The following is a 22,590-nucleotide window of genomic DNA, read 5'->3' as shown; positions in this document are numbered from 1 at the left end:
CCCTCTTGATCAGAATCAAGATGGTTAATATTTAATCAGGTGTAAAGTGGAGGAGTTGCGGTATCCACTCGGCAAGCTGACAGGAGGAAACGGCATGGAACACCGGCTAAGCCAACGGGTAGAAGGCGGGTTGCCCATTCTGGTCTACAAACGTGGCATGCCAGTAGCGACTGGTATGATCCGGGATGCATCCCGACGTGGTCTGTTTATTGCGACCGATTATTCGGATGTGAGACTGAACCAGACGATCGAGCTGTCCTTCCGGTTTCCGGAACGTTCGGAGCGGGGGCACTGCACGCTGAGCGCCCATGTGGTTAGGACTGATGATGGCGGTCTGGGGGTTGATTTTGACGGCGTTGAGAACGATGCGCTGACAATTTCTGAACTGATTGCCTGCCTGCAGGAACAGGCGTCTACAGACCTTCTTGCCGGGCGAGTTCGCAAGCAAATGCACTGACTTCAATAATGACAACAACTGATTCTGTAAGGGACGACTGACATGGCACGACTTGAAGGAAAAGTAGCTGCGGTAACCGGCGGCGCACTGGGCATTGGCAAAGCAACGGTTGAACGGATGGCAGAAGAGGGCGCTGCCGTTGGCATTCTTGACTGCCTGGATAGCGAAGGCGAGACCCTCGCCAAATCACTCAGCGACAAAGGCTACAAGGTTGGTTACTGGCACTGTGATGTGACCAATGAACAGCAGGTGAAAGCCGCTCTGGACGGAGTGGCCGGGCACTTCGGAGCGCTAAACGTCGTGGTTAGTAACGCTGGCATGTCCGGCGCCAACAAGCCGACCCACGAAGTGACCGAGGAAGAATGGGACAAGGTACAGGCGGTTAACGTAAAAGGGGTGTTTTTCTGCACCAAACACGCCATTCCTCACATGAAGAAGGCCGGCGGCGGCAGCATCATCAATCTGTCTTCCATTTACGGCCTGATCGGCGCGCCGGACGCACCTCCATACCATGCGTCCAAGGGTGCTGTCCGGTTGATGACCAAAACAGATGCGATGCTCTACGCCCCGGACAACATAAGGGTGAATTCCGTGCATCCGGGCTTTATCTGGACCCCGATGGTCGAAAACCACCTGAAAACCACCGGCCAGGATCTGGAAGCTGCCAAGCAGGCCACCGCCGCTTTACATCCTCTTGGCCATATGGGCGAGCCGAACGACATTGCCTGGGGCATTGTTTTCCTCGCCTCTGATGAGTCCAAATTCATGACCGGGAGCGAACTGGTTATCGACGGCGGCTATACCGCGCATTAACGGCTGAAGCCCCATGACTCTGGCCGCGTATACTATGAGGGCCCTGCCAGCACAGATGTCAGGGCTGATGGCGATTGCACTGGATTTGCAGTGGAGCTGGCACCACGGATGTGATGAGTTGTGGCGGCAGCTCGATGAAGAGATCTGGGAGGCAACCCATAACGCCTGGCTGGTGCTGAACAGCGCTTCGGCAGAACGGCTGCAACAGCTGGCCGAAGACCCCGAATTCCTGGCCCAGTACCAGCAACAACTGAATCGCCATGAAGCCTTCAACCAGTGCCCGACCTGGTATTCTGAAAACTGCGGCAACCAGCTGGCCACTGGCGTCGCCTGGTTCTGCATGGAGTATGGGGTGTCGGAATCCCTGCCGTTATACAGCGGCGGCCTGGGCGTTCTGGCCGGCGATTTCCTGAAGGCTTCCAGCGATCTGGGTGTGCCGGTCACAGCCGTGGGCTTGCTCTACCAGCAGGGCTATTTCCGGCAGGCCCTGAACGCTGAGGGGGAGCAGCTGGAGTTTCACCCCTATAACGATCCGACCATGCTCCCGGTTACTCCGTTACGGGACAGCAACGGAGAATGGGCAAGGGTAAACGTACCTTTTCCCGGCCGTACAGTTCGCCTGAGGGCCTGGAAAGGACAGGTGGGGCGCTGTGAATTGTTGCTGCTCGACAGCAATGACCCCCGGAATGAGCCCGGCGACCGGGGTATTACCAGCGAACTCTACAGTGGCGATCCGGAAAAACGCCTGCAACAGGAAATGGTGCTTGGAATTGGCGGCTGGCGCTTGTTGGCACAGTTGGGGCGCCAACCCGCTCTGTGCCACATTAACGAAGGCCACAGCGCATTGGCGCTGGTTGAGCGCGCGGTGCACTGGCAACAGCAGAATGAGACCAGTTTTGAAGTGGCGCGGCTGGCAACCAGAGCCACCAACCTTTTTACCACCCACACTTCGGTAGCTGCAGGTTTTGACCGGTTCCCGACGAAACTTGCCCGATTGTACCTGGAGCCCTGGTTGCAGGAGATCGGCCAGTCGCTGGAGACCATACTGACTGTTGCCAATGGCGGTTCAAGCGATTTGAACATGTCGGGGCTTGCGCTAGGTATGAGCGGTCGTTTTAACGGTGTCAGCCAGATTCACAAACAGGTCACTCAATCCATTTTCCAGCCGTGGTTCGGGCGCTGGCCGGCGGCCGATGTGCCAGCAGAATACGTTACCAATGGTGTGCATACCCCGAGCTGGGATTCTCCGGAGGCGGACGAATTATGGACGTCGGCCTGTGGCCAGGACCGCTGGCGACAGCCTATGAAGGACCTTCGCCCGCTGAAAGGGACTACTGACCATGATCTCTGGCAGATGCGCAGAAACCAGCGACACCGATTGGTGTATTACCTGCGCGCGCGATTGCAGAGCCAGCATTGTGAGCACAACTACGGCAACAGCGAGGAAGCGGCGTGTGGTCTGCTTCTGGATACTGAGTCTCTGACGTTAGGCTTTGCCCGCCGCTTTACCAATTACAAGCGCCCGGACTTACTGCTGACAGATCCGGAACGACTGATCCGACTCCTCAGCAATCGGGACCGGCCCCTGCAGATTGTATTGGCGGGGAAGGCCCACCCCCACGACAACGAAGGCAAGGACATCATCAAACGCTGGAAGCAGTTCACCCGCCTGCCGGAAGTAGAGGGGCGCGCGGTATTCATTGAAGACTATGACATGGCGGTGGCTAGCGAACTGATTCAGGGCGTGGACGTTTGGCTTAATTGCCCGCGCCACCCCTGGGAAGCCTGTGGTACCAGCGGCATGAAGGTGCTGGTAAATGGTGGCCTGAACCTGTCGCAGTATGATGGCTGGTGGGCGGAAGCCTGGCAGCCGGAGCTGGGCTGGGCCATTCGGCCGGGAGCCACCTTCGAGGAGTTGAGCCAGACGGATAAACACGATGAGGCTGATGCCGAAGAACTCTATCAGTTGCTGGAGAATCACGTTGTACCGGAATTCTACCTGCGTAATGAACAGGGTTTACCGGCCAACTGGCTGGAGAGAGTTCGGGCCAGCATGAACGAATTAACTGCACGATACTCGGCCAACCGCATGGTTCGGGAATATGTCACGGATTTCTATCTGCCCATGGTGGCCCAGGGCGCGGAGCGCACCGCTGTAGGTGCTGACGAACTTGTTTCTGTGAAAGAAACCATAGCCCGACACTGGCCACGCCTGAGGTTTGGCGCAATGGACGCCCGGGAGGAAGGCCAAAAACTGCGTTTCGATCTGGATGTGTATCTGGATGGCCTGAGCCCGGAACTGGTCGCCGTAGAGTTGGTGGCAGAATCCTCAAACTCCGGCCCACGCCTGGTGCAGTCTATGGCGTTCAGCGGGCCACTACAGGAAGCCGAACAGACGTACCGATATTACTGCACGGTGCCACCACGCCCGCTAGAGCATTTCACTCCACGCATCCGCATTCATGAACCCAGGCTAAACCTGCCCCTGGAAGACGCTCACATTCTCTGGCTGCGCTGATCAGCCACGCCAGAAGCCCGGTGAGAGCACGATCACCACGCTCAGGATTTCCAGACGCCCCATCAGCATGCCCACTGACAGAATCCACTTGGCGGCGTCGGGCAGAGGCGAGAAGTTCCCGGCGGGGCCAATGATATCGCCAAGGCCGGGACCAACGTTGGTCAGTGAGGTGAGGGCGCCGGAAAGTGCAGTGACAAAGTCGAGCTGAAGGGATGCCAGCAACACGGTGATCACCAGCAGACACAACAGGAAGATGAAGGTATAGGCAATCATCGAGGAGATGATTTCGTCGCTGACGGCACGGCCGTTGTAGTTACGGGTAAATACGGCCCGTGGGTGCAACAGCCGCATTAACTGCTCTCGCAGAATGATCAGCGATAGCTGGAACCGGAAGATTTTCATGCCACCGGCGGTTGAGCCTGAGCAGCCGCCCACAAACATGAGGAAGAAGAACACCACAAAGGCCAGAGGCCCCCAGGCGGAGTAATCTTCAGACGCGTAGCCCGTGGTCGTAACAACGGAAGTCACATTAAAAAGCGTGGCTGCGTAATTGTGAATCGGATCGAAGGGTACCGGGGATACCCACCAGCGATAGAGCGTGAGCATGGCCGGCACCGCGAACAGAATCCCCAGGAACAGACGAACCTGCTGGTCACGGAACAGGACCCCATGCTGGCCGTGCATTTCCCGCACAAACAGGAAGAACGGCAGGCTGCCGATGATCATGAAAAAGGTGGCTTCCAGCAGGATAAGGTCGTTGAACTTACCCATGGACAGGTCTGAGGTTGAAAAGCCGCCTGTGGCAATGCTGGTCAGGCCATGGTTGAACGCGTCAAACAAAGACATACCAGACAGCCAGTAGGTGACAACCGCAACCACGGAAAACACCAGATACACCAACAGCAGGCCCCGGCTGAGAGTCTTCATGCGTGGCAGAGCCTTTTCCGTCCACTCAGACGATTCGGTAGCGAACAGGCGCATCCCGCCTACCCGCAGGAAAGGCAGCACGGCAACGAACATGCCGATAATCCCGATACCGCCCAGCCACTGAAGGATCGAGCGCCAGAGCAGCAGATCCTTGTCCATCGTGTCCAGGCCGGTGAACACAGTAGCCCCCGTGGTGGTGATACCGGAAGTGCCCTCAAAAAACGCATCTGCCGCCGAGATGTCGTTATCGCTCAGGTAAAAGGGAAGGGCAGATAGAAGGGCGATGACAAACCAGCTGGAGACCGTGAGCACGAACATATAGCGCGGTTTCAGTTCGCGGGGTTCACGGTAGGTCAGCAACAGCCCCAGAACACCAAGCACGCAAACAATAGCCGCCGATTCGGCAAACGCGATGGCATTGGGTGCACCGGAAGGGGTGGCAGCCAACAGCAGTACCGGTAACGTCATGAAAACACTCAGAAGTATAAACATGACGCTGACAATGAAGACGACAGGGGCTAGGTTTCTCAAGGCACGCTCAAGCCAGCTGACAAAAAGACGGCGTCAGCATACCCGCGGGCTTGCTTAACCGCAAGGAAACAGGCCCCGGACAGAAGTATTAACCCGGAATTAAATCGGCGTAAAAAATGGGTAAATACGGAACGCACCTATGGCGGGAATCGTCGGACTGATGCACGTTTACTGTCAGGCCGTGAAGGCCTGTATGAACAGGGAGAAAGACTATGAAGACCACAAGAAAGGTTCTTGTTGCATCAACTGCCTTCGCCGGGCTGGCCCTGGCTGGGCTTGCTTCTGCCCAGGATATGTATAAATCCGGTGTTGGCGGGCTCTACGCCGGCCTGAATTACACCTTCATGGAAACCGATTTCGATGGCCTGGCAGAAGCCGACACCGGCACCTTGTCTGGCAAGGTCGGCGTTATGGCTACGGACTATTTCGGTGTTGAGGCCCGAGCGGGCTTTGGTGTGGATGACGATCGGATTGCCGGCGTTGACGTTAAAATCGACAACTTCTTCGGTGGTTACGGCACGGTGAACGTGGTGAACGAGAGCCCGGTAACACCCTACGCTGTTTTCGGTTTCACTCGTATTGAAGCTGAGGCAGGCTCAGTGGAAGACGATGATTCCGATTTCTCGTACGGTGCCGGCCTGAATGTGAAGTTCGCCAAGAACCTGTCAGGCAACCTCGAATACATGCGTTACTACGATGACGATGATATTACCGTAGATGGCATCGGCCTGGGCGTTCAGGTCAACTTCTGACGATGAGATAACCAATGCCTGCGGGGCGGGACCTCGCAGGCATTCGACGTTAGCCGTTCATCACAGAGCCAAGCAGAATGACCCCGGCATAGCCCACTGTGTACGCGGCCAGAAGGTGTAGCGCGTACTTCAGGTAAGCCACAAACGTGAGCCCCTCAATTTTGCTCATGGCTACAATTCCCGCCGCAGAACCGATTACCAGCAACGAACCACCGACGCCAACTGCATAGGTTAGCCCCATCCATTCCCCGGGGCTCATGTCGATACCGGACTTCAGCAGTGCGGCCGTTAAAGGCACGTTATCGATGACCGCGGAGAAAATGCCCATCAGATAGTTGGCGTACACCGGGGGCATGACATCATAGATTGCCACCAGTGAATCCAGAGCATGAATTTCTTTTAGCATACCCACCAGAAGCAGGATTCCCAGGAAGAACAGCAGGGTTTCAAACTCGATAACCCGGATGTATTCGAGAATCGGGTCCAGATCCGAGTCGTCGCTCATGAAGCGGGACACCAGGAACATGATGGAAAGACCAAAAAGGAAGGTCAGCACTGGCGGAATACTGAATAACGCGTTGCCAGTAATGGTGGCAATGATTGTAACCAGAAACAGGCCCGCGATTACCGCGTCTACGGTTCGGACTTCATTGGAACTGGCTTTCAGGGTAACGGTGCCGGACAGACCGCCAGAAAGAAGCACGGCCAGCAAAAACACCGTGATTGAAGCGGGAATGGCCAGTGTCAGCAGCGTCAGGATTTCCACTTTGTCTGCCAGGAAGATCATCAGCGTGGTGACATCGCCGGTGATCAGTGAAACGCCGCCGGAGTTCACTGCAAATACAACCAAAACAATAAATTGTAACCGCTTCTTCAGATCCAGGCTTAAAGAGAGAATCAGGGAGCAGGAAACCAGTGTTGCTGTGATGTTATCGGCCAGGGAAGAAAACACGAAGCAGAACAGACCGGTCAGAAACAGCAATCGCCGCTCGGTGACCTGACGAGGCATGATCAGGTAGATCATGTTTTCGATCATGCCTTTCTTGTTCAGGTAGGCCACAAATGTCATCGCCGCCACGAGAAACAGCCATAACCCGGCGATCTCGGCAATGCTTTCCGAAAGGCCAGAGGAAACTGCAGCGGTTTCGTCTACACCGGAACTGAACAGAAACAGGAGAACCCAGCTGAGCGTGCCAAAGAACAGTGTGGTTTTTGCCTTGTTGACGTGAATGACTTCTTCAAAGATGACGCCGAGCAGCGCCAAGATGGCAACAGCAATCAGAACAGCTTCAAGAATCGGCATTTTGGAATCCTGAACCCCGGGGAAGATTAGGCAGCGATTCTAAACCCATTAGCGGGAGCCTCCAAGATTAGTAAACTACGGAACACTGCCTATACTTGAATCTGACGCACATCAAAAGGGCATTCGCTCTTTCTGTTATTGATGGAACAGTCACAACGGGGAGAGAAAGTCATGAAACACAGTTTGAGAACGCTGGTCTGTGCCACCCTGATTTCGCTGCCACTCGCTACCTTTGCCCAGGGTGGATCCGGGCAGGGCAGTCAGGCAGGAATGATGAACCAGGAACGGATTCAGCAAATGCAGCAGAACATGGATCGAATGAACCAGACCATGCAGCAGATGCAGAATGCGACGACCAGAGAAGAACGTCAACGCCTGCGGCAGGAACATATGGAGCACATGCAGGAACACCTGCAGATTATGCGAGAGTCCGGAATGGGTCCAGGCATGATGGGCCAGGGCGCGGGAATGATGGGGCAAGGCATGGGAATGAACGGCCAGGGCCCCGGCATGGGCAACCGAAATCCTGGTCAGGGCCAGATGAAGAATCAGGGGCCTGGCAACAGCGGTCAGGGAATGCGGCAAGGCAACCCGGCCATGACCGAAGATCAGCGGCTGCAGCGCATGGAACAACGGATGGACCAGATGCAGTTGATGATGGAACAAATGCTTCAGAATCAGCGCCAGGGAAACCAGTAACGCCGAAAACCAATCAAAGAAGAGAGTGACTCTGAAGATGGAAGGCTGGATGGTTTAGGTGAGTCGGATTCCGGCGTAGCAGTACTGCTGGAAGCACGTTACGCGCTTACAAACGACTGGCGTTACTTTTTGGATGGGCGCGTATCAGCAGGAGAGATTGGTACGCTCGGAATTTTCGGCGCAGGAACGTGCTTGGTGTGCCAGGCTGATGGTACTGGCTGGGAAGTGGGTGCTGCCGTGACTTTCCACGATAGCAAGCTCGCAAACCGGTACTTTGGCGTAACCACACAACAATCCATCGATTCGGGGCTGCCGGAAACTGATGTTGATAGTGGGTATAGATCAACAGGGGTTAATGTCAGCTACCGCAATTACCTGGGCCAGAACTGGCAGATCTTCGGAGAAGCTCTGTACGAAGCGTTCGGGAGTGATGTATCCGACAGCCCAATCACTCGAAATGATTATGAGGCGGAAATAGGCGCTGGCTTCATTTACGTTTTTTAGGTTTGGCTTGGTGGCGTACGCAGGGATGCGCTCAACGCCTGTACCAAAGAGGTGGCAGTGACAGCTTCCATAACGTGCGTGAGCTATGCATCCGAACATCCTATTTAACATAATATACATTATGCGCAGTCTGGTATCCGTTCAAATAACAGTATTACGGATTCTATCTTTGCATTCTCTCCTTGCATCCTAGCGGCTTACCAGGAGCTTAGCCGATGAGCAAACCGGCCAGCCACCCGCGCTTACTCCCGAACAGTTCGCCCACCTGTTAGGCATTATCCAGAAGCATCGATACCCGAAAAAGAACACGGCGCCGACTCGTATCAGCTTCAAGCTCGGACTACGAGTCCAGGATATCGCGCTTATCCAGATAAAAGACGTCGCCGAGCTTGGCCCTGTGAGTACGGATTCTGGTCAGCGCTCTTTCAAACTTACGGAAATCCTTGCGTTGCCTTCGGCTTACACTAAGTGTGCCGATGCGTTGAAGCGGTCCAAATCCACGTATCAGCCGCGTCGAATCAGTTTTGGTGTTCACGATTTCCACCATCTTGTTCAGCGAATTGAAATCATGGCCAAGGCCGGCGCCGAGATCAAACCGAAGGATTTTTATCCTGAGGTCAAAAAGCATCGTGGTAAATCGCGTGATCTTCCAATGAAGAAAGCCTCTATTCCCCCAGTACTCTCCAGGAACACTTTGCCCACATGCAGAGGCATTGGGCAGGTATTGAGCGAGCCTGCTCCCACAGCGGCCGGAGGACGTTAATAACGCATATCATTCATGAAAAAAGAAGTCAGTTAAAGTCGCGCGAAAAATCGCTGGGCATGTCTCACCGTCAACCACGCTCATTTACTAAGAACCTCCCGAGGAGCCACTGAAGGAAGCGTTGCAAGATGCCGGGTACAAATATCTTGGTTAGTACGGCAACCGAATCAACTTTAAAGAGCAGTTGTTATTATTGTTCAACCACCTCAAACGCACTCTGGTTTGCGTACCTGACAGGTAATATTTTTCAGCCCATTTGTTATGTGTCTTGTTGATAGCGCCGGACACCGACAGCCGCCCTGCCCCTCCAGATCACGAGTCATATTCCCAATCTGGCCAACCAAACGTAGATTTCATGGCTATTGGGGATGCATTGATGCCTGAATGCGAAGTTGGGTTTGGTCGCAAAGCGAACATTCAGCTTGGAAGATAGCGCCAGCCTAACGGGCCGATTCGTGGAATTGCACTGGAACACTCTGGTCCAGTTGACGGACTTTTTGAACTCGGAGCATCCCTTTCGCACCATCAAGCGGCAGTTAAGTTATGCCAAAGTCCGCGATCGCAGCCTGTCGAAGAACACCAACCTGTTCTACCTGTTCGCGGCGCTCAGCAACATGCGGAGTGACAGGTTCGCCGTTTTTAAGCCATTTTATGCGTCCTTCACCGCAGTAGTTCTTGTACTCTTCCGCCACGTCGGGGCGGCGGCTGCTTCGAATGCTTCTTTGGTCTTCGTGACACGCGCATGGCCCTGTTCTTCATGGAGCATCCATTGGTCGTCGCCGTAGATAATAGGCAGGTCCATGAAGGTCTTAACCCTCCATTAACCACCTCCTAGATAGTCTGTATCCCGTCGTTTACCGCAGATTTGACCGCGCCCGAATGGACTTTACCTATGTATCGCTTGCCCTGCTCGAAAGTAGTGCTGACTGCTTTATGCTGCCTGGTTATTGCAGGCTGCAGTTCGTTGTCCACGAGAACGGACTATCTCGCTCAGGCCGATTCCGAGCGTCAGAACGTCGTCTCCAAGTTTGAGATGGAGGTTGGTCTCGAAACAGCCTACCTGAATGAGCTGGTCAACAGCCATGACCTGGACGCGCTTATTGTCGAAGCGCGCGCGGCCAATCCTGATTTCCAGCAAACACGGCTTTCACTCCAAATTCTCCGTGCTCAATACCGAGCGACTCAGGCGGATCAACTCCCCGACGTCGAGGCTGGATTCGTCGCGAATAACACTGACGGTCTAGATACTGCCTACACCGGCACCGTCAGCATCAGCTGGGAGCTGGATTTGTGGTCGAAGATTTCTGATGAGGCGTCGGCTGCCGCCAGTGACGTTGCTGAACAGCTGGCTCTCTACCAAGCTGCGCGGGATACGCTCGCAGCCGAGGTCATGCAGGGCTGGTTGAAACTGGTGAATCTGAATCGCTCCGTTGCCATCGAAAAGCAACGCGCGGAGCTATTGGAAAAAAACGAACAGTGGATTCTTCAGCGTTACCGCTCGGGACTGGGTGACCTTGAAGATCTGGACAGCGCCCAAAGCTCTGCGGCCAGTGCCAGGGCGACATTGATTGCAGTTCAGGAATCCCTGCAGCAACAGCAAAGGGCGTTGAACCTGTTGCTCGGGCGAAGCCAGGCTAGCACGGTCATTTCCGCCGACTATCCGCAGGTTCTTTTACCCCTGTCCGACCTTGCAGAGCAAACATTGCAGCGTCGCCCGGACCTTAAAGCGGCCTATATGGCTATCAGGGCAAATGATTTTCGAACGTCCGTTGCCTACAAGGACATGCTGCCATCCATCAACCTGGAAACAGCGCTTAGCGAAACAGGCACATCGCCCAGTGACGCCCTATTGCGCAACCCGGTGTGGTCATTGCTCGGTCAGCTACCGCGTTGTGCCCTGGATCGACGAATTGATGGCAACGCATCCAGGTTTGAATCTCAGAGTTCAGATTACTGACACCAACGTGGACTTTTACCGGGATTCGGTCGACATGGCGCTTCGCTACGGCGCGCCCAGTGACACCAACCTGTATGGCTTCAAAATTTGCGATGTGCCGCGCCTGCTTTGCGCATCTCCTGATTACCTTTCGCGTCATGGTCGCCCCATTCATCCTGATGACCTTGAGAACCACAACGGACTGTTCTATCAGTTGCAGGACATCCCATTTGACCTCTGGACGTTCAAACGGGGAGACGAGGAATATCGAGTCAAAATGACGGGCGATCGCGCCTCAAACGATGGCGATCTGGTTCGCCGGTGGTGCGTCGCTGGTCGCGGTCTTGCGATAAAATCGTGTCTTGATATGTCGGATGATCTGCTTGCAGGCCGTGTCACCACAATCATGCCGGACTATGCGCCGCCGGTATCCGAGCTGTGGCTGATTTGTCCTACCCGACAGTCAATAACGCCGGCAATGAGGTTGTTGAGGGATGACCTGCGTGCAAAAGTAGGCGAACTGATGAATGCAATGATTGCCGGAGGCTTTTTTCCTCCGGATCGCTTGTCCGGAGGAAAAAAAGACGCCTGAAAAACAGCGGGTGCGTTATTGATGATAAGAAATTCTCATTAACGTGCAGTACACCACTGGCAGCACCACTAACGTCAATACCGTTGCAACACCCAAACCGCACACGATAACCACCGCCATGCTCGCGAAGAAGGCATCGCTGAACAGAGGAATCATTCCCAACATGGTGGTTACGGCCGCCATAAGCACAGGTCGTACCCGGCTTACCGCGGCCTCAACCACCGCAGTGAATGCATCATCCTGCTGTTCTAACTGAATATTGATCTCCTCAACCAGCACAATGGCATTCTTCAGTACCATACCGATCAGACTCAGAGTCCCGAGCAGCGCCATGAATGTAAAAGGCGCGCCGAGCAATACCAGTCCACCAATGATTCCAATCATCATGAGAGGAACAATCATCCAGATAGACAGAGCCTGTCGGAAGCTACCGAACAACAGCATCGAAATAATGAACATCCCCAGCAGTCCAAGAGGCAGCGAGGAGAAAAGCGAAGTCTGAGCTTCGGATGAGGTCTCGTACTCTCCACCCCACTCAATCGAATAGCCGTGGGGAAGCTCCAGCGCGTCGACCTGCGGGCGGATCCTCTCCAGCACACTCGCCGCCGTCTCCCCCGACAAAGGCATGGGTTCGGCATAAACCGCCAACATCCGCTCCCTGTTTCTGCGTTTTATCAACGGATCCCGCAGTTCCGTATTGATGGCATTGATGACGTTGCCCGCGCTGACATAGCGGCCCTGCTCTTCACTCCAGACATTGATCGAGGTAAGGTTTTCGATGTCAAAACGCTGCTCCTCTCTTGACCGCATAATGATCGGAATGAGGTCGCTCCCCTCACGGTACACTCCAACCTGCTGCCCCTGATTATTCAGCAACAACGCCTGGTGCAGTGATTCGCGAGATACGCCAAGGCGCCGGGCCTGTTCTTCGAGGAACTCCGGTACGATCACGGCTTCCCGATTACCCCAGGACAAGCGCACGCTGTCGGCCAGAGGTTCATTTTCAAAAATTGCCTGCACGCGCACACCGATTTTCCGGAGTTCTTCGGGATCTTCTCCAAAGATACGAGCTTCAAGACTGGCTTTGGCTGAGGGCCCCACCTGCAAAGCCTGCACTTTGTAATGCACGTTCGGGAAGTCTGTACGCAGTTGCTCAATGACTTCCTCCATACGGGCCTCTCTCGACGCCTTATCCCGGGTCTCTACGATCAATTGGCCAAAACTGGCGTATCGCTGCTCCGGTGAATACGTCAACGTAAAACGCTGGGCTCCGCCACCGGTGACACTGGTCACCTGAACGACCTGGTCCATGTCATTCACGCGCGATTCCAGCCGCTTTACGGTCTCTTCGGTTTGCAAGATGTCGGCGCCCTCGGGCAACCAAAGGTCAACAAAGAAGAGTGGCGTTGTGGCATTCGGGAAGAAAGCATTCTTAACCTGTCCCGAGAACGATAGAACCCCAGCCAGAAGCGCGATCGCAAGTGTTAATGTCACGAAGCGATAATGAATCGCGTAGGTCAGCAGGCGGCGGAAGACGACGAAAACAATTCCCTTATAGGGGTCGTTATCGGATGACTGCCCGACACTCTCGAGCTTGTCGGGATAGAACATATCAAAGAAAAACGGGGTCAGAGTGAGTGCCGTCAGCCAGCTCAGGAAAAGCGAGTAGCACAGAACCCAGAACAGGGAGCCAATGAATTCTCCGGTGGTGTCTGGTGAAAGGCCGATAGGAGCAAAGGCCGTAATGGCAATCACGGTAGCGCCGAGCAGCGGGTACCGGTTCTGCGAGACCACTTCTTTGGCTGCCTGCCTTTTGGACTTGCCCTTGGAAAGGCCAATCATCATGCCCTCGGTGACGACGATGGCATTATCGACCAGCATCCCCAGCGCAATGATCAGCGCACCCAATGAAATCTTCTGGAGCTGAATACCGTGTATTGCCATAAGCACGAATGTACCCATGATGGTAATCAGCAGGATCAGCCCCATGAGCAGGCCACTTCGCAGCCCCATGAACAGCAAAAGCACAATAATGACAATGCCCACCGCCTGAGCAAGGTTCATGAGAAAAGCAGATACTGCCTCCTCGACTACTTCAGGCTGGTTATACACTGTGTTCAGTGTCATGCCGATGGGTTGCTGTTTTTCCAGGCGTTTCAAAGCCTCATTGAGACTCTCACCTACATCAACAACGTTGGTGCCCTCTGCAAATGACACGCCGATGGTCAAAGCAGGCAATCCGTCAGAGTGGTAAAGCAAGGCGGGTGAGTCATTGGTCACCCTGCGAACTTCGGCCAGATCGCTGAGCCGGATAATACCCGAATCAGCGCTTCCAACTGCCAGTTGCTCAAGTGCCTGAACGGAATCAAGCTGACCGGTTGGCTGAACGGATAACGACAGCCCTTCACTGCGCAGGTGGCCAGCGTTGCCCACCGTATTCTGCGCATTCAGAAGGCTTGCCAGGTATTCTGGCGAGATGCCAAGAGCACGCATACGGTCACGGTCCAGTGACACGATCATCTGCTCGTCGACACGACCACCGATACTGACTTTTGCGACGCCCTCCAACAATCGCAGTTCTCGCTGAATGAGATCCGCATGGTCACCAAGATCTTTCAGCGAGTAGCCGTCACCACGCAACGTGAGCAGCAGGCCGAAGACATCGCCAAAGTCATCGTTCACGATGGACGTGTTCACGCCTGGTGGCAGACCAGGCTGGGCATCATTAATCTTTCGCCGAAGGATATCCCAATACTGGTCTAACTCCCCTTCTCTGACCGTCTTCTTGAGTTGGACAGTAATCTGCGACAAGCCGTCCGAGTTCACCGAAGTAATGTCATCGATGCCCGGCATCTGCTGGATCGCTTTTTCCAGAGGCAGCGTAACCTCCTCCTCGACTTCAAGAGGCGTTGCTCCGGGATATTGGGTGGTCACCAAGGCGGAACGTAACGTGAACTCCGGGAATTCAAGCTGGCCAAGACCCAGAAACGCGAACATGCCCCCAACCCCAAGCAACAGCGTGACCATCCAGCTGATGGACTTCCGATCAAGAAAATAATCGACCATCTCAGAGCCCGCCCTCTTTTTCCCAGGGACGGACCGAACGATCCCTGTTCATCCGGTGAGCGCCGGCAACCACGATTCTGTCGCCCGGGCTGAGCTCTCCCCGAACAAGCACGCCATCGTTCATTTTCTTACCCGGCTCGACATCCACCGGCTCGACGCTGCCCGTGTTATCGCCATTCTCACCATCGGCAGCAGCCACGTATCGCCAAACCACGCTAGTGCCGGGTTCTGCGTCAGGTGTTACAAGCGCCGCGGTTGGTATCAGCCACGACGGGGCGCTCTCTCCAGCCAATGTGCCGTAATCAAGCAGAACGGTCGCGCTCATCCCCGAAAGCACTGTGATGTCCTCGGGTTCAGGGAGCGTTACGGTAACCTCATAACTGAGCGACCCCTGAGAGGCATTGCTGTCATGCTCTTTGTAGCTCGCGGCGTAGCGTTTATCGGGAAGCTCGGGAAACTGTACCCACGCGATAGTGTTGCCATTGGCGCGAACGTTCCTGGATCTCTGTGGTTGAAGGCGGCGGACCTGTTGTTCAGGCATCTGGAACGAGACGTCGATAGAGCCGGGCCGTTGCAGTTCGGCAATGGCCTGCTGCGCTGATACAACCTGAAAGACATCCACCGGCACCCGTGAAATGACGCCATCAAATGGCGCTTTGAGAACGGTATAGGAAAGTTGGTCCTCCGCGCTGGCCAGTTGCGCTCTGGCAGAGAGGTACTCGGCCTCGGCCTCATCGAAACGGGCCTGACTGATGGCCTGGCGCTCCAACGATATTCGCATTCGCTCGAAGGTGGCCTGTGCCAGATTGAAATTTGACCGGGCGTTTTCCAGGCGGGTTCTTGCGTCCCGATCGTCCAGGCGGGCAACGACCTCCCCTTTTTCCACAGTGTCGCCTGCTTTAACGGCCAGCTCCGTCAGCTCTCCTCCCACTCTGAAAGAGAGTTCTGAATGGTCAGACGCCGAGACTCTGCCCGGATACTGATTGAGCGTGCCTGACTGCGCCTGCTCCAGCGTCATGAGCTTTACCGGGTAGACAGTTTGCTGTGTCAGAGGGGGCGCCTCCGCCGAACATCCCATCACCAGGAGGCTCGAAAGCATTGCAAGCGCTTGTAGGCCTCTCAAGGGCATGGCGGTACTGACCATCTTGAATTTCATAACGCGTCACTCTCCAGAAAAAATTAGGTATTCCGACGATCGGCAACCGCATCCCAAGCCATATTAAACGCTAATTCGATATGCTCATCGGTACCTTCGAACGACCCTTGCAGGCATCGTTGAACGAGGTGGTAAATCGGGCGGAACATAAACGTTTCGAGAAGTGGAAAAGGTACCGGTTTGATCAGCCCGGATTGCTTTCCCTGATCAACTGCATTCAAAAGATTTGCGGCTCGGCTTTCGTTTCGTGCCTGGATCTCGGGAGTCATCCAAGCAGAATGCGTGAACGTCTCGTGGTAGCGGAATAGTTCCGGACGCTCAAGGCCGATCCGGAACAGTGTGTGCCACTGGCGTCGCAGTCCTTCACGCAGATCTTTCCCGCGAGAAAAACTGTCCAGCGCCGCATCAATGACCTGATCGCTGACGTAATAAAATGTCGCCAATAAAAGCTGTTCTTTATCTTCGTAATAGATGTACAGCGTGGCTGGTGACAAACCCGCAGCCTTGGCTATCTTGCCAACCGAGGTTGCTGAAAAACCGTGATCTGCTACTTCCCTCACGGTAGCTTCCAGGAAGGCTATTCGTTTCGAGTCGTCTCTTTGCCGCATTTGTCTGCTCAACGCTTCAAATTGGTCGGCCTAAAATAAATGCACGTTCACTTATTTTCAAACCGAAAATATAGGCGTATACCGAAGTAGGTGCCCTACTGAATTCCTGGACAGAATGGCCATTGGGGGCTCCATCAGGCATCTGTCTCCAAACCTGGACTGTAGTTTTCATGTCGTCACGAAGTCTCTTGAGCTCCTTTAACTCCTGATCCAGTCTGCAAAGGCGGTCTGTGAATAGCTCCTTCAGGTCGCTGCCAGCCAAGCCACCCTCCGTCCCATGACTTAGAATGACTTTGACTTCACGCAGGTTGAATCCCAGCTTGTTTGCCACGCGAACAAACCGTAAGCGCCACAGGTCTTCCGAATTATACAAGTTGTAGCCATTTCGGGGATCTTTTCGTGGCCGAAGTAACCCTTCACGGTTATAGAAACGAACGGTGTCCGGAGAGACATCCGCCAAGTTTGCAATTTCATTGACTTTCATCGTGCCCACATCGCTCGCATGAAACAGATCCCGATATATCAGAGGAGAAAACGCCAGCATGACCACTCTGAAACTCTCTCAATTTGTTATTGCATAAATGAAGTCGACCTTTATCCGCCCGTCGCCACCTTTACGTTATTGATCGGTTGGCTTTTCGACCAAGCGACTAACCCAAGGCCTCCAAGGATCATCGGCAAGGTCAACAACTGCCCCATGGTCACCCAGTCAAGGGCAATGAACCCCAGTTGCGGGTCGGGGAGGCGAACAAACTCGACCGCAAAACGGAAAATTCCGTAGAGCAACAGGAACAGGCCGGACGTTGCGCCCATCCGACGAGGGTGGCGTGAGAACCACCACAGCACCACAAACAGCACAACACCTTCCAGGGCAAACTCGTACAATGACGACGGGTGACGTGGCGCCGACCCCATATTCGGGAACACCATGGCCCAGGGCACGTCGCTGACCCGCCCCGGGAGCTCGTGGTTGATAAAGTTGCCAAGGCGACCCGCCCCCAGGCCAATTGGCACCAGTGGCGCTATAAAATCCGTGAGTTGGAAAAACCGCAGGTTCTGCTTGCGGGCGAAGACCAAGGCTGCAATCAGGACGCCGGTCAAGCCGCCGTGAAAACTCATGCCCCCTTCCCAGACCTTGAACAGCCAAAGCGGATTGTCTGCCAGCTTGTCAAAACCGTAGAAGAGCGCATAACCGACGCGGCCACCGAGAATGACGCCCATCGCGCAGTAGAAAATCAATGTTTCAACAGCGTCTGCGTTCAACCCGAGTCGATGAGCCCGACGACGCCCCAGCCACCAGGCCGCGAGAAAACCGACAAGGTACATCAGGCCGTACCAATGGATTTTCAGTGGGCCCAGTGCAATGGCTACCGGGTCTATTTGAGGATACTGAAGCATAAGCTTCCCTGATTTCGTGTGTGAACGTGCGTTAGGGTTTCAATCAGTAACACGTTCCGCTCCATTGGCTGTCTCCTCCAATCGTTGCCTGGCAACAGCGATACCGCTGCGCATGGCCTGTGCGGACTCGTTATCGCCGAAGCCAGCCAATGCCCGGCGCCAGTAATTGATCGCCTGTTCATAGCGGCCGTCGTCAAAGGCCTCGACCCCCAGTATGCCCAGCGCCGTTGGCTCACGTGGATCCTTGTCGAGTATTTCGTCGATCAGCGCATGCACTTCATCGGTCAGGCTGCGCCCGGCCACAAAGAATTTTATCTGAGCCAGTTGGGCCAGAAGATCTACTCTGCGGCCTTCCAGTTCGATCAGTCGTTCCAGGGCGTCAATCGCCTGACCCGGTTGACCGATCTTCTGGTAAAGCGGAAACAGCAAGGACCAGACCTTGGGATTATCCGGCTGAGTCCCGGCTTCCTCTTCGAGCCGACCAACCAGGGTTTTCATTGAGGCACCGGGCGTGTTGAGCACGTCCTGCTGGGCGGCATGCAGCGCCAGATCGCCATCGGCACCCAGCCATCGATAGCCGATCATGCTGGCAGCCATGACTGCCGTTATCACCAGTGGAATCATCAAACGTCCTGACAGGGGGCGCCTGAGAGGCATTCGGCGATGGGCCTCGGTGTCCTCCAGCAGATTGCGGTCCAGCTCGTGGCGGCCTTCTTCAAAACGGGCGACGTCAATCTCGCCGCGATCGCGGGCGCTTTTCAGGGCTGAAAGCCGGCGTTCATAGACGGCCAGGTTTTGCGCCTCAGCGTGATCATCGGCCTCAAACCGCTGCTGCCAGTCATGGATCGCCCTTGCTCTTCGCAACGGTAGACTCAGGAACCACAGCGCTATAAGCAACAGTGTGCCGATACTTAACCAGAGCATAGTCATTCCGACCTCTCACGATGACGATGAATCAAAGAGGACAGGCGGGTACGCTCCTCCTCGGAGAGCGGCCGCACTCGCCGGTGCCTGCGTGCCCGGACAAAGGCAATCACAACCAGGGCGCCTCCTGCTACCAGCGCTGCCGGCAATGCCCAAAGCAGCCACGTGCGCCCGTCAAGGCGCGGATTGTAAAGAACGAACTCGCCAAAACGATTAGCCATGAAATCAAGAATTTCCTTATCCGCACGCCCCTCATGAAGCATCAGCGCTACCCGCTCCCGCATGTCCGCCGCCACCGGCGAATCGGAGCTGTCGATGGCTTGAGCATCACATTTAGGGCACCGCAATGACGCCGTAAGGTCGCGATAACGCTCCGCCATCACCGGATCCTCGAAATGACGCGCATCAATTGCCGTATCCGCCATCGACTGGAACGAGGCCATCAAAAGCACGATGACCACACAGCAACGGATCTTCAGGGTTAGCGCCATTTCTCTACCTCCATCATGACTTCATCCACCTGGGCGGGCGTTATGTACCCAACGTGCTTGTATCGAACGATACCGTCTGCGTCGACCAGGAAGGTTTCGGGCACGCCATACACGCCAATTTCAAAACCCAGGTCACCGGCAGGATCGAAGATGTTGACCTCGAAAGGTTTTCCGAACTCTTCGAGAAACTGTCGCCCCAGGTCACGGGCGTCTTTATAGTTGATGCCCACCATCTGAATGCCGCGCTCGGAGAGCGCCAGTAGCTGGGGCATTTCCTCCTTGCAGGTCGGGCACCAGGATGCCCAGACATTGACCAGAGATATCTGCCCGCGAAGCAGGGATTCATCCACCTCGGTATCAGGGTCCTCCAGCGTCGGGAGCGTGAACGCGGGAAACGCCTGGCCTATCAGGGCTGACTCGCGAGCACTGGGATCCAGCGAAAGCCCCCGGTACAAAAAGAAGGCCAGGCCAAGGAACACCACAAACGGAAGCAGCAGCAACAGGCGACGCATCATGCGCGAACCTCGCGTGCCGGCCTCATCGATTCGCGGTCAGCTGCGGCTGCACGGCGGCGACGGTAGCGACGGTCTGCCACGGCCAGCACGCCCCCGGAGGCCATCAGCAGCGCACCCAGCCAAAGCCAGCGTACAAATGGCTTGACCTGTAGGCGCATTGCCCAGCTGCCGTCGTCCAGTTCCTCCCCCATGGCCACGTAAAGGTCCCGCAACAGGCCGGGGTCGAGTGCGACATCGGTCATCGGCTGCCCTCGGGCAATGTACAGGCGCTTCTCCGGGTACAGGGTGGTGACAATCCGGCCTTCACGGGCAACCTCGATGGTCGCCGTATCGGCGAGGAAGTTGGGCCCCCGACGCTCGCCCAGTTCGGTCAGCGTAAAATCGTACCCGCCCAGATTCACCTGCTCACCGATATCAAGCCGCACATTACGCTCCATGGCGTAGTTCGACACCATCACCACGCCCACGATGGTGACGGCCAGGCCCACGTGGCCGACCACCATGCCCCAGTATGAAGGGGTCAACTTACGCAATCCGGACAGCGCAGAGGACGCATTGCGGACTTTATCAAACAGGTCGCGCACCAACGCCAGTACTACCCACAGGGCCGCCACCATCCCCAGCGCCACGGCGACATTCCACTGGCCGTTGTAAAGAAACGGTATCGATATCGCAATCGCCAGTGCGGCCAAGCCCGCCCCCAGTAGTCGCCGGAACAGCTCCCGACCGGGCATCTGCTTCCAGCGTGAGACCGGCCCCAGCCCCATAAAGGCACACAGCATGACGGTCAGTGGCACGAACAGGCTATTAAAGTAAGGCGCGCCGATACTGACCTTGCCCAGCCCGAGTGCATCCAGGATCAAGGGGTACAGGGTGCCCATCAGGACCGTGATCGTCATGATGACCAGCAAAATATTGTTGATCAGCAACAGAGCATCCCGGGAAAGCCAGCTAAAGCCCGCATTGGCGCTCATTCGCGGCGCCCGTAGCGCAAAGATCAAAAGCGAGACGCCGACCGTTATTCCCAGCAACGCCAGAATGAAGAGCCCCCGAGATGGATCATTGGCAAAGGCATGAACCGAGGTCAGTACCCCTGAGCGCACCAGGAAGGTGCCCAGTAACGAGAGTGAGAACGTGAAAATCGCCAGCAGTGCCGTCCAGCTCTTGAACGTGCCGCGTTTTTCCGTGACCGCCAGTGAATGTATCAGCGCTGTCCCGCTCAGCCAGGGCAGGAGCGATGCATTTTCCACCGGATCCCAGAACCACCAGCCGCCCCAACCCAGCTCATAGTAGGCCCACCAGCTACCCAGAGCGATGCCGAGGGTCAGAAAGGCCCAGGCAATGTTGGTCCACGGCCGAACCCAGCGCGTCCAGGCCGCATCGAGACGCCCTTCGATCAGCGCAGCGATGGCAAAAGCAAAGACCACTGAAAAACCCACATAGCCCATGTAAAGCATCGGCGGATGGATGATCAGGCCAACATCCTGCAACAACGGATTCAGATCGGCACCGTCGGCTGGCATGCCCGGCAACAGGCGATCAAAGGGACTGGACGTAACGACGATGAAAAGCAGGAACCCTGCGCTGACGACACCCAGAACTCCCAGAACCCGTGCCAGCATATCCCGTGGCAACTGGCGGGAAAACAGACTGACGGCAAAGCCCCAGCCACTGAGAATCAGACTCCATAACAGCACCGAGCCTTCATGAGAGCCCCAGACGGCGGTGAACTTGTAGTACCAGGGCAGCATCGAGTTGGAATTACGGGCCACATAATCCACGCTGAAATCATCCAGAAGAAAACTGGCGGTCAGGCTGGCATAAGAAACCAGTAGAAAAACAAATTGCCCCCATGCCATGGGCTCTGCAAATGCCATCCACAACGGGCGCCGGGTGGCGGCTCCCAGCAAGGGCACGGTCGCCTGAAGCAGCGACAGGCAAAGTGCAATCAATAACGCGAAGAGACCAACTTCAGGGATTGTCAGGGTAAGCATTTCGGGGCCGTGTTCGGTTGCGGGTTCGGCGATGACCGAACCTATCGGTGAAGGTTTCTCAGGTATTGCTTCGTCAGCCAGCCACAAGGCCAGCTGACGAATTCTCTATTACTTCCGACCAGGTTGGCGGGTAACGCGCAGATACGGTGTCTGCTCATCCCATCCGTCGGGGAAGCGCTCTTTGGCCTCTTCGTTGGAGAGCGACGGAACGATGATCACATCCTCGCCATTCTTCCAGTCCACCGGCGTGGCCACTTTGTGGTTGTCGGTCAGTTGGAGCGAATCAATGACGCGCAGGATCTCGTCCAGATTGCGCCCGGTGCTGGGCGGATACGTCAGCATCAGGCGGATTTTTTTCGCGGAATCGATAATGAATACCGTTCGAACAGTCACCTTGGGATCGGCTTTTGGATGGATCATTCCGTACTGGTCGGCAACCACCTGATCCTTGTCTGCCAACAGGGGAAAATTGAGCCCCTTGCCCTGGGTTTTCTCGATATCCTTCGCCCAGTCTTTATGGGAGTCGAGCGGGTCGACGGAGACCCCGATCAGCTTCACACCGCGACTGGCGAACTCGTCCTTACGCTTGGCGAAGGCGCCGAGCTCTGTGGTACAGACAGGGGTGTAGTCGGCGGGGTGTGAA

The 22,590-nt window shown here is 55.6% G+C and carries 21 protein-coding genes and 1 pseudogene; 9 read left to right on the top strand and 13 right to left on the bottom strand.

Going from position 1 to position 22,590, the window contains the following annotated elements; all coding sequences use genetic code 11:
• The first annotated feature begins 94 nt into the window (after positions 1-94).
• The 3 genes from B3Y70_RS06710 to glgP are packed head-to-tail and all read left to right on the top strand — an operon-like array spanning position 95 to position 3,788.
• Positions 95-457 (top strand): PilZ domain-containing protein, encoded by a 363-nt coding sequence (locus B3Y70_RS06710; RefSeq protein WP_014421476.1) that lies wholly within the window; start codon positions 95-97, stop codon positions 455-457.
• A gap of 42 nt (positions 458-499) precedes the next feature.
• A complete protein-coding gene (locus tag B3Y70_RS06705; RefSeq protein WP_286896029.1) occupies positions 500-1,270 on the top strand; it encodes an SDR family NAD(P)-dependent oxidoreductase in 771 nt (256 codons plus the stop codon).
• 13 nt (positions 1,271-1,283) lie between these two features.
• On the top strand, positions 1,284-3,788 hold the full coding sequence (gene glgP, locus B3Y70_RS06700) for an alpha-glucan family phosphorylase (protein ID WP_278350606.1): 2,505 nt from the start codon (positions 1,284-1,286) through the stop codon (positions 3,786-3,788).
• Here glgP and B3Y70_RS06695 read toward each other — a convergent pair whose 3' ends face one another.
• On the bottom strand, positions 3,789-5,207 hold the full coding sequence (locus B3Y70_RS06695) for a TrkH family potassium uptake protein (RefSeq protein ID WP_121206494.1): 1,419 nt from the start codon (positions 5,205-5,207) through the stop codon (positions 3,789-3,791). It lies immediately after the preceding gene.
• A 251-nt stretch (positions 5,208-5,458) separates the two neighbouring features.
• Between B3Y70_RS06695 and B3Y70_RS06690 the strand changes: the two genes are divergently transcribed.
• Positions 5,459-5,998: a porin family protein gene (locus B3Y70_RS06690; protein WP_011784914.1), complete on the top strand. Its 540-nt coding sequence runs from the start codon at positions 5,459-5,461 to the stop codon at positions 5,996-5,998.
• A gap of 49 nt (positions 5,999-6,047) precedes the next feature.
• Here the strand turns inward: B3Y70_RS06690 and nhaD are convergent, their stop codons facing one another.
• A complete protein-coding gene (gene nhaD / locus B3Y70_RS06685) occupies positions 6,048-7,301 on the bottom strand; it encodes a sodium:proton antiporter NhaD (RefSeq protein ID WP_228223621.1) in 1,254 nt (417 codons plus the stop codon).
• 171 nt (positions 7,302-7,472) lie between these two features.
• On the opposite strand from nhaD, the gene B3Y70_RS06680 reads away from it, so the two are divergent.
• Both B3Y70_RS06680 and B3Y70_RS06675 read left to right on the top strand, forming a co-directional pair.
• Positions 7,473-8,000 (top strand): hypothetical protein, encoded by a 528-nt coding sequence (locus B3Y70_RS06680; RefSeq protein WP_278350604.1) that lies wholly within the window; start codon positions 7,473-7,475, stop codon positions 7,998-8,000.
• Positions 8,001-8,012: 12 nt separating this feature from the next.
• Positions 8,013-8,504 carry a MipA/OmpV family protein gene (locus tag B3Y70_RS06675; protein WP_278350725.1) on the top strand — a complete coding sequence of 164 codons (492 nt, stop codon included), beginning with the start codon at positions 8,013-8,015 and terminating at the stop codon, positions 8,502-8,504.
• A 340-nt stretch (positions 8,505-8,844) separates the two neighbouring features.
• Here B3Y70_RS06675 and B3Y70_RS06670 read toward each other — a convergent pair whose 3' ends face one another.
• Entirely contained in the window at positions 8,845-9,132 is a 288-nt protein-coding gene (locus B3Y70_RS06670; protein ID WP_286896023.1) for a hypothetical protein, read from the bottom strand.
• A gap of 641 nt (positions 9,133-9,773) precedes the next feature.
• On the opposite strand from B3Y70_RS06670, the pseudogene B3Y70_RS17590 reads away from it, so the two are divergent.
• From B3Y70_RS17590 to B3Y70_RS06655, 3 genes and pseudogenes are all read left to right on the top strand, one after another.
• Positions 9,774-9,884 (top strand): annotated as a pseudogene (locus B3Y70_RS17590) (IS5/IS1182 family transposase); the annotation flags it as partial.
• 275 nt (positions 9,885-10,159) lie between these two features.
• Positions 10,160-11,224: a TolC family protein gene (locus B3Y70_RS06660; RefSeq protein ID WP_014420759.1), complete on the top strand. Its 1,065-nt coding sequence runs from the start codon at positions 10,160-10,162 to the stop codon at positions 11,222-11,224.
• On the top strand, positions 11,181-11,795 hold the full coding sequence (locus B3Y70_RS06655; RefSeq protein ID WP_227716182.1) for a substrate binding domain-containing protein: 615 nt from the start codon (positions 11,181-11,183) through the stop codon (positions 11,793-11,795). Before B3Y70_RS06660 ends, B3Y70_RS06655 begins: the two co-directional genes overlap by 44 nt.
• Before the next feature lie 15 nt (positions 11,796-11,810).
• Here B3Y70_RS06655 and B3Y70_RS06650 read toward each other — a convergent pair whose 3' ends face one another.
• The 10 genes from B3Y70_RS06650 to B3Y70_RS06605 all read right to left on the bottom strand — a co-directional run.
• Positions 11,811-14,861 (bottom strand): efflux RND transporter permease subunit, encoded by a 3,051-nt coding sequence (locus tag B3Y70_RS06650; protein ID WP_011784908.1) that lies wholly within the window; start codon positions 14,859-14,861, stop codon positions 11,811-11,813.
• Position 14,862: 1 nt separating this feature from the next.
• Positions 14,863-16,017, bottom strand: a complete 1,155-nt coding sequence (locus B3Y70_RS06645) for an efflux RND transporter periplasmic adaptor subunit (RefSeq protein ID WP_008172291.1) — start codon at positions 16,015-16,017, stop codon at positions 14,863-14,865.
• 23 nt (positions 16,018-16,040) lie between these two features.
• On the bottom strand, positions 16,041-16,577 hold the full coding sequence (locus B3Y70_RS06640; RefSeq protein WP_014420756.1) for a TetR/AcrR family transcriptional regulator: 537 nt from the start codon (positions 16,575-16,577) through the stop codon (positions 16,041-16,043).
• A 64-nt stretch (positions 16,578-16,641) separates the two neighbouring features.
• Complete coding sequence (locus B3Y70_RS06635; RefSeq protein WP_011784906.1) at positions 16,642-17,169, bottom strand: MerR family transcriptional regulator; 528 nt, start codon at positions 17,167-17,169, stop codon at positions 16,642-16,644.
• A 50-nt stretch (positions 17,170-17,219) separates the two neighbouring features.
• Positions 17,220-18,023 carry a prolipoprotein diacylglyceryl transferase gene (lgt, locus tag B3Y70_RS06630; RefSeq protein WP_053115065.1) on the bottom strand — a complete coding sequence of 268 codons (804 nt, stop codon included), beginning with the start codon at positions 18,021-18,023 and terminating at the stop codon, positions 17,220-17,222.
• 39 nt (positions 18,024-18,062) lie between these two features.
• Positions 18,063-18,947, bottom strand: coding sequence for a c-type cytochrome biogenesis protein CcmI (gene ccmI / locus B3Y70_RS06625; protein ID WP_169054510.1), 885 nt, complete (start codon positions 18,945-18,947; stop codon positions 18,063-18,065).
• A gap of 2 nt (positions 18,948-18,949) precedes the next feature.
• Positions 18,950-19,438 carry a cytochrome c-type biogenesis protein gene (locus B3Y70_RS06620; protein ID WP_011784903.1) on the bottom strand — a complete coding sequence of 163 codons (489 nt, stop codon included), beginning with the start codon at positions 19,436-19,438 and terminating at the stop codon, positions 18,950-18,952.
• Positions 19,429-19,953, bottom strand: coding sequence for a DsbE family thiol:disulfide interchange protein (locus B3Y70_RS06615; protein WP_011784902.1), 525 nt, complete (start codon positions 19,951-19,953; stop codon positions 19,429-19,431). Before B3Y70_RS06615 ends, B3Y70_RS06620 begins: the two co-directional genes overlap by 10 nt.
• Positions 19,950-21,947, bottom strand: coding sequence for a heme lyase CcmF/NrfE family subunit (locus B3Y70_RS06610; RefSeq protein ID WP_058089887.1), 1,998 nt, complete (start codon positions 21,945-21,947; stop codon positions 19,950-19,952). Before B3Y70_RS06610 ends, B3Y70_RS06615 begins: the two co-directional genes overlap by 4 nt.
• A 108-nt stretch (positions 21,948-22,055) precedes the next feature.
• The coding region (locus B3Y70_RS06605; protein ID WP_288589441.1) for a peroxiredoxin at positions 22,056-22,590 on the bottom strand (535 nt) is incomplete at its 5' end.

The organism is Marinobacter sp. UBA5687, from assembly GCF_002420325.1.
GTDB lineage: Bacteria > Pseudomonadota > Gammaproteobacteria > Pseudomonadales > Oleiphilaceae > Marinobacter > Marinobacter nauticus.
Note: the sequence above shows the minus strand (reverse complement) of the source record. Positions and strands in the feature narration are given on the sequence as shown.